Source organism: Protofrankia sp. CiT1, assembly GCF_917627335.1.
Lineage (GTDB): Bacteria > Actinomycetota > Actinomycetes > Frankiales > Frankiaceae > Protofrankia.
Genome location: NZ_CAKJTP010000164.1, coordinates 1,911 through 9,176, shown reverse-complemented (window position 1 = coordinate 9,176; position 7,266 = coordinate 1,911). Strand labels below are relative to the sequence as shown.

At 68.8% G+C, this 7,266-nt stretch carries 5 protein-coding genes; all 5 read left to right on the top strand.

Going from position 1 to position 7,266, the window contains the following annotated elements; genetic code table 11:
• Window positions 1–1,094: branched-chain amino acid ABC transporter permease (locus MJ785_RS18580; RefSeq protein WP_239382016.1), on the top strand; the 1,094-nt coding region annotated here is incomplete at its 5' end.
• Window positions 1,091–2,008, top strand: coding sequence for an ABC transporter ATP-binding protein (locus MJ785_RS18575; RefSeq protein ID WP_239382014.1), 918 nt, complete (start codon window positions 1,091–1,093; stop codon window positions 2,006–2,008). The genes MJ785_RS18580 and MJ785_RS18575, both read left to right, overlap by 4 nt.
• The gene (locus tag MJ785_RS18570) at window positions 2,008–2,718 is read left to right on the top strand and encodes an ABC transporter ATP-binding protein (RefSeq protein ID WP_239312526.1); all 711 of its coding nucleotides are present in this window, start codon (window positions 2,008–2,010) and stop codon (window positions 2,716–2,718) included. Before MJ785_RS18575 ends, MJ785_RS18570 begins: the two co-directional genes overlap by 1 nt.
• 648 nt (window positions 2,719–3,366) lie before the next feature.
• On the top strand, window positions 3,367–6,138 hold the full coding sequence (gene polA / locus MJ785_RS18565) for a DNA polymerase I (protein WP_239312524.1): 2,772 nt from the start codon (window positions 3,367–3,369) through the stop codon (window positions 6,136–6,138).
• Window positions 6,139–6,475: 337 nt separating this feature from the next.
• Window positions 6,476–7,266 (top strand): diguanylate cyclase domain-containing protein (locus MJ785_RS18560; protein WP_239382012.1); only part of this gene is annotated, 791 nt, incomplete at its 3' end.

Below are 7,266 nucleotides of genomic sequence, written 5' to 3'. Positions count from 1 at the left end.
GGGCCGGCACCCTCGGCGGCTTCGGCGGTTTCGGCGGCTTCGCGGCATCCGCCCGGGGGAGGGCAGCGGTAAGCGCGGGCATGCTCGGTATCGCCCTCATCGTGCCGCTGGGCCTGTCCACAGCGGCCGCTCAGTCGCTCGTCACCGACGTCGGGATCTACGCCCTGCTCGCGCTGGGCCTGAACGTGGTGGTCGGCTACGCCGGCCTGCTCGACCTCGGCTATATCGCGTTCTTTGCGATCGGGGCCTACACGACCGCCTACTGCACGTCCCGGACAGCCATGCCCTGGCACTCGCCGATCATTCTCAACCCGTTCGTCGTGGTCCCGATCGCGGTGGTCGCGGCGATGGTCGCCGGGGTGGCTCTCGGCGGGCCCACGCTGCGGCTGCGCGGGGATTATCTGGCCATCGTGACGTTGGGGTTCGGCGAGATCATCCAGCTGCTCGCGAACAACCTCGACGGTGTCACGGGTGGCTCGCGCGGAGTGTTCGGCGTGCCACCGCTATCCTTGGACGTCGGGAAGTTCCACTATGCCTGGGGCCTGGCGCCACTGCCGTACTACTACCTCCTGCTCGCCATCATCACTGCGGTGATCGTGCTGTTCGGCCGGCTGGAACGGTCGCGCGTCGGCCGGGCCTGGGCGGCAATCCGGGAGGACGAGTTCGCGGCCGAGATCTCGGGCGTCGCGACGGTACGGATGAAGCTGCTCGCGTTCTCGATCGGCGCGTCTGTTTCGGGTTTCGCGGGTGTGCTCTTCGCGACCAAGCAGTTCTTCAACCCGCAGACCTTCAGCTTGCAGGCGTCGATCCTGGTCCTCACCATCGTGATTTTCGGCGGGATGGGCTCCCGGTTTGGCGTGGTGCTCGGTGCTGTGGTCCTCCAGGGGCTGGCGTTCTTCCTGCGCGATGTGGTGCCCCCGACCGATCGGTACATCTATTTCGGGATGATCGTGGTCATTATGATGATCTTCCGGCCGCAGGGCCTGCTCCCGCCACGGCGACGTGAGCGGGTCGGCGTGGCGCTCCCCGACTCCGACGACGCGGGTGTCCCGGGCGTCGGGGGAGCGCTCCCGGTCGGTGGGCAGGCCGGATGAACGACATGCCGATCAGGGCTCCCAGCGTCGATGGCGGCAGCGCTGGTCTGGTGCTCGACGTGCGCGAACTCGTGCTCCGCTTCGGGGGAGTCACCAGCCTGGATGGGGTGTCGCTACGCCATGAACGCGGCCAGATCCTCGCGGTGATCGGTCCGAACGGCGCGGGCAAGACATCGCTGTTCAACTGCCTGACGGGCGTCTACCGTCCGCAGAGCGGCGGTGTCACGCTGTGGGGGCGTGACGGATCTCCCATCAACCTGCTCGGCCGCCGGCCCCATATGATCAACAGGCTCGGGCTGGCCCGGACGTTCCAGCACACCCGGCTGTTCGGCGGGCTGAGCGCGCTCGCCAACGTCCAGATCGGAGTGGAGGGACGGGAGCGCCCGGCGGCACTGCGGGTGATGCTCGCCACCTCTGGCGTCCGGCACGCCGAGGCTCGCGGCGTGCGGCGGGCCATGGAACTGCTCGCCTTCGTCGGTCTGGCCCACCGCGCGCACGTCCCGGCCGCCACGCTCGCCTACGGGGAGCAGCGTCGCCTCGAGATCGCGCGGGCGCTGGGCAGCGGCCCGTGCCTGCTGCTGGTGGACGAACCGGCGGCCGGCGCGAACACGGCCGAGAAGAACGAACTGGCCGGGCTGCTGCGGCGGATCGCCGCGGACGGGATCTCCGTGATGCTGATCGAACATGACATGGGCCTGGTGATGAGCGTGGCCGCGGACGTGGTCGTGCTCAATTTCGGCCGGGTCATCGCCAGCGGCCCGCCGGCCCGGGTCCAGCGGGCCCCGGCGGTGCGTGAGGCGTACCTGGGCACGGCCGCGGCTGCCCCCGCCGACAGCGGCAGCGACACGAGCGGCATCCCGGACGGCATCGACGGCATCCCGGACGGTATTGCTGATGCGCGCGGCGGCTGCTGATGGCGCTCGAGCTCACCGGCGTGGAGGTCCGCTACGGCTCGGTGACCGCGCTGCGTGGGGTGAGCCTGCGGGTCGAGACCGGCGAGGTGGTGGCCCTGCTGGGGGCGAACGGCGCGGGTAAGACCACGACGCTGCGAACGGTGTCGGGGCTGTTGCGCCCGGCGTCGGGGGAGGTGTCGCTGGACGGTGAGCGGCTTTCGGGCCTGCCGGCGCACGAGATCGTCGCGCGTGGCGTCAGTCATGTGCCGGAAGGCCGCGGGGTGTTCCCGGTCATGTCCGTCCAGGAGAACCTGTTGATGGGCGCCTACCGGGATCGCCGCTGGGTGCGTGGGGACATCGACCGGGTGTTCACGATGTTTCCGCGGCTGGCCGAGCGCCGCGGGCAGGCCGCGGGAAGCCTTTCCGGCGGCGAGCAGCAGATGCTGGCCATCGGCCGGGCGCTCATGGCGCGGCCTCGCGTGCTGCTGTTGGACGAGCCGTCCATGGGGCTCGCGCCGTTGGTCGTCGCCACGATCTTCGCGGTCATCAGTGAGATCAACAGTACCGGCGTGTCCATGCTCCTGGTGGAGCAGAACGTCCATCAGGCCCTGACGGTCGCGGATCGCGGCTATGTGCTGGAGACAGGCCGGATGGTGTTGGACGGTCCGGCGGGCCTGCTGCGCGCGGACGACCGCGTTCGGCGGGCTTATCTGGGCGAAGACGTTGTCTGAGTGGCCGGTATCGCGCGCGGCCGGGGGACGCGGGATCGAACCGTGTACCCAGCGGCACATAAAGCTGTAGATGAATAAGTGAAACCCGGAACGGTCTTTGGTGCCGTCCACACCTTCCCCGTGCATGGACGTTATCTACTCGTCCGCCCCGGGCCCCACCGGCAAGACGCTAAGGCGTAACCGATGGCCACGTCAATGCACCGGGCGGACGGCTTGGCCAGTTCTCGCTCACTGTCTTCCCCGTGGCCTTCCCCCAGTGTTCCCGCCCTTCTTCGCGACGTGACCGGTGACACGTTCACACATCCGTCTTTGTGATCGAATACGGCCCGCGGGCGTACTGACCACCGTGGCATCCGGACGCGCGGGAAGTACTGTGATCGCGTACTCGGAAGCCGGCCGGTGGCCGTGCGGTCAGCTGAATAGTGGTCATCCGGACAGCATCAGCCGGATATCGGCGGTGGCAGGTACCCGGCTGCCGCGAATCCGCGTGGGGACACCCGTTACCGTCCCGGCCGGGACACACCGATACCCGGTGGCACCGGATACGAGATCCCGCTCCGGTGCCGCAGCCGTCTGTCCGGCTCGCGCCGACCGGGCGGCGCCTCGCGCCATGGCTCCCCTGTCGGAGGCTGTCCATAGACTCGTGTCGTGTCCGCCACAACCGCGAGCCCCGACAACCCGACAACCCGCGGCTCCGCGCGTTCGGCTGCTCGGCCGGCGCCGGCCGCAGCCCGGCCCGTGCTCGACGACGGTGAGCCGCGGCTGCTCCTGCTCGACGGCCACTCCCTGGCCTACCGGGCGTTCTTCGCGCTCCCGGTCGAGAATTTCGCCACCACGACGGGGCAGCCGACCAACGCGGTCTACGGGTTCACGTCAATGTTGATCAATGTGCTGCGCGACGAGCGCCCCACCCATGTGGCGGTGGCCTGGGACCTGCCGACGCCCACGTTCCGGCACCTGCAGTACGAGGAGTACAAGGCCGGGCGTGCCGAGGCCCCCGAGGACTTCGTCGGGCAGGTGAGCCTGATCCAGCAGGTGTGCGACGCACTCGCCGTGACCGGGGTCAGCGCCGCTGGCTACGAGGCCGACGACGTCATCGCGACACTCGCGGCTGAGGGCGCGGCCGTGGGCATGCGGGTGTTGGTTGTCACCGGTGACCGTGACGCGCTGCAGCTTGTCACCGACCAGGTGACAGTGCTGATGACCCGGCGCGGAATCAGCGACATGACCCGGTTCACCCCGGCGGAGGTCGAGGCCAAGTACGGGCTCACCCCGGTGCAGTACCCGGACTTCGCCGCGTTGCGCGGCGACCCGTCGGACAACCTGCCGTCGGTACCCGGCGTAGGGGAGAAGACCGCCACCAAGTGGATTCAGCAGTTCGGCTCGCTGGCCGAACTCGTCGACCGGGCGGACGAAGTCGGCGGCAAGGTGGGCGGATCGCTGCGCGCGCACCTTGCCAGCGTGATCCGCAACCGGACCCTGACCGAGCTCGCCCGTGACGTGCCGCTGGAGCTTTCCCCCGCCGACCTGCGGCTGCGCCCGTGGGACCGTGAAGCCGTCCACCAGCTCTTCGACACCCTCCAGTTCCGGACGCTGCGGGAACGGCTGTACACGGCGCTGGCCACGGTCGAACCCGCGGCTGAGGAGGGTTTCGAGGTGGCCACGCGGGTCCTGGGGCCCGGCGAGGTGCCCGCATGGCTGGCCGAACATGCCCATGGCGGCGGGCGCGTCGGCCTGTACATCCGGGGGAGCTGGGGGCGGGGCACCGGCGTCGTCACCGCGCTCGCGCTGGCCACCATCGACGGCGCCGGTGCCTGGATCGACCCAGCCGAGCTCACCGTGGCCGATGAGAACGCGCTGGCGCGGTGGGCCGCCGACGCTGACCAGCCCAAGGCCGCGCATGACGTCAAAGGCCCGATGTCGGCGCTTGCCGCCCGTGGCCTGTCTCTCGCGGGTGTCACCAGCGACACCGCGCTCGCGGCCTACCTCGCGCTGCCCGGCCAGCGCGGCTTCGACCTGGCCGATCTCGTGCTGCGCTATCTCCGGCGTGACCTGCGCGCGCAGGGGTCTGACACCGGGCAGCTGACCATCGACGGATCAGACGAGGCGGACGCGGCCGCCGCGGACGTCGTGCGGGCCCGTGCCTGCCTTGAGCTCGCCAACGTGCTCGACGCGGAGCTGGTCCGGCGCGGTGCCACCGCGCTCCTGCACGACGTGGAGCTGCCGCTCGTCGGCGTGCTGGCCGGGATGGAGCGGGCCGGTATCGCCGCTGACACCGATCATCTGATGGAACTCCAGAAGCACTACGCCGCTGAGGTCGCCGCGGTGTCCGGGCAGGCTCATGAGATTGTCGGGCGCCCATTCAACCTCAGCTCACCCAAGCAACTACAGGTGATTCTGTTCGACGAGCTGGGCCTGCCGAAGACCAAGAAGATCAAAACTGGCTACACCACCGACGCGGACGCGCTGGTCTGGCTTGCCACCCAGGCCGACCATCCGCTACTGGCGGTACTTCTGCGCCACCGTGACGTCGCTCGGATGCGTACCGTGGTGGACTCGCTCATCCCGATGATCGACGATGCCGGTCGTGTCCACACGACCTTCAACCAGATGATTGCGGCGACCGGCCGGTTGTCCTCGACCGACCCGAACCTGCAGAACATCCCGATCCGCACGGCCGAGGGCCGTCAGATCCGCCGGGCGTTCATCGTCGGCGCGGGTTATGAGTCCCTGTTGACGGCCGACTACTCCCAGATCGAGATGCGCATCATGGCGCACCTGTCCGGCGACGCGGGACTGATCGAGGCGTTCGCCTCCGGCGAGGACCTGCACACCTATGTGGCGGCCCAGGCGTTCGGCCTGCCCGTGGACGCGGTCGACCCGGAGCTGCGCCGCCGGATCAAGGCCATGTCCTACGGGCTGGCCTACGGCCTGTCGGCGTACGGGCTTGCCAGCCAGCTCGGCATCCATCCGGAAGAGGCCCGCGCACAGATGGAGACGTACTTCGCCAGATTCGGCGGGGTACGGGACTTCCTCCGTGGGGTGGTCGAGCAGGCCCGCGCGGACGGCTACACACAGACGATCATGGGACGTCGCCGTTACCTTCCGGACCTCACCAGTGACAACGCGCAGCGTCGGCAGATGGCCGAACGGATGGCGCTCAACGCTCCCATCCAGGGGTCCGCGGCGGACATCATAAAGATCGCTATGTTGGGCGTCGACCGGGCGCTGCGGGACCGCCGGCTACGGTCGCGGCTGTTGCTCCAGGTCCATGACGAGCTTGTCCTGGAGATCGCTCCGGGCGAGCGGGCCGAGGTCGAGGCACTGGTGCGGGCCGAGATGGGGACGGCCTACCAGCTGTCGGTACCTCTTGATGTCAGTGTCGGTTGCGGCCTGACCTGGGACGACGCCGCCCACTGACCTGCCGGGTGCCGTCAGCCGAGCTGCTGCCGGGGCGCCGGCCTGTCGCCGCTGTCCGCAGCCGCCGCCCGGTGTCAGGTCACGCCCGGTGTCAGGTCACGCGCGGTGTCAGCTCACGCCGATGCGGCGGCATTGTCACTGGGGTGTGCATACAGGATCTTCGATTAGCCACAGCTGTCCTGTAGACCCGCCAAACCCGTGGGCTGGCGGGTTACATCCGCGTCGCTGAGGCTCACAGTGTAACTGTGAGCAGTTTTCGGGCAGTTATCCCGTGGGGTATCCGGTGGCGCCTTCCCCGGTACCGTGGGTATCCGTTGTGGATCAGGTGGGGGTTGACATGAGCCTTCCGCCTTTCACGGATCAACGACGATTTCTGATCATACTTTCCGCCGGGGGCCTCTTCTTTTTCCTCGTTCTCGCGCTGCTCCCCCGGTCGCCAGGGCAGAACCAGCTGGGGACGTGGCTCGCGGTAGCGATAAGCACGGCCAACCTGGCTGTCGCGCTGCTGCTGGCACGCATGCGGCCGACTGTCCACCACATTCTGGTGGTCACCTCGGTTCTTGCGATAACGATCGCGCTGTGTGACAGTACCGACGGCCGTGACTCCGACCTGTACCTGCTCTGGTACTCCTGGATCGCGGCATGCGGGGCAATGGTGCGCAGGCTGTGGGAGGCGGTCGCCCACGCCGTACTCATCAGCGCGGGGGCCGTGGCCGCTTTCGCGGTCGAGGGAGACCTCGGGGCCGCGATACCCGCGGTCGTGATGACTGTCTTCAGCATCACCGCGACAACCCTGGTGGTGTACGGATTCGGCCGCTGGAGCCAGCTCCTGGTGGATCGAGATCCACTGACTGGCCTCGCGAACCGGGCCGGACTGGCTCGGGTGGCCCAGCCCGCGCTCGCCGCCGCGCTTGCCGCGGGTCGTGACGCCGTCCTGGTGCTTCTTGATATCAACCGGTTCCGTGAGGTCAACGACGCTCTCGGTCATTCCGCTGGGGACCGGCTGCTTCAGGCTATCGCGGTGCAGCTACGCGGCGTACCCGCGGATCCCGCGTTCACCGGTCGTATCGGCAGTGACGAGTTCGCGGTGGTCATGTACGGGGCCGATCTGCCGGCTGAGCTCGCGGC

Excerpts from the sequence above, each read along its gene's own strand:
- MJ785_RS18575 (WP_239382014.1), top strand. The coding sequence starts at position 1,091 with ATGAACGACATGCCGATCAGGGCTCCCAGCGTCGATGGCGGCAGCGCT.
- MJ785_RS18570 (WP_239312526.1), top strand. The coding sequence starts at position 2,008 with ATGGCGCTCGAGCTCACCGGCGTGGAGGTCCGCTACGGCTCGGTGACC.